This is a genomic window from Vibrio sp. 811 (assembly GCF_033339195.1).
The window spans coordinates 1-501 of the sequence record NZ_JAWOUB010001032.1 but is presented as its reverse complement, the minus strand read 5'-3'; the positions used below and the strand labels follow the sequence as shown (position 1 = coordinate 501).

At 43.7% G+C, this 501-nt stretch carries 1 protein-coding gene; it reads right to left on the bottom strand.

The annotated features are described in order from the left end of the window. A partial coding sequence (locus tag R7Q46_RS30740) for a type I restriction-modification system subunit M N-terminal domain-containing protein (protein WP_318078785.1) occupies positions 1-356 on the bottom strand: 356 nt, incomplete at its 3' end. Positions 357-501: the final 145 nt, after the last annotated feature.

Below are 501 nucleotides of genomic sequence, written 5' to 3'. Positions count from 1 at the left end.
CCAATGACCATCGGGCCATTGTCTTGCAGGAACTTCCAACGAGATTCAGTAGGCAACCAAAACACGTTTTTCTCTTTGTAGTAATCGCGCTGTTCTAGCTCAATCGCGATTTCTTGCTCAAGTTCTTCAGCCGTGTAACCTTCTGGGTCGAGGAAATACTCGTGGTCAGGGTTGGCAAAATCTTGTTTTAGCTCTTCTTGGCGCAGCATAAAAGCGTCAGACACGTATTTAACGAAAATTAAGCCAAGCACCGCATGTTTGTATTGTGAGGCATCGAGTGACGCACGGAGTTTGTCTGCGGCTGTCCAGAGCTTGCTTTCCAGCTCTTTGAGGAATAGTTGTTCTTGTTCGTTCATTACGGGTTTCTTGAGTTCGAAAAATTGGCCTTATGATACCAGTAACTAAGCAAATTTCCTTGAGTTCTGCCTTACTTAACAGTGATTTTTATGAAGTAAGGAGCACATTATGGTTGCTTGGAATAAAGGAAAAAGAGTTGGGCAG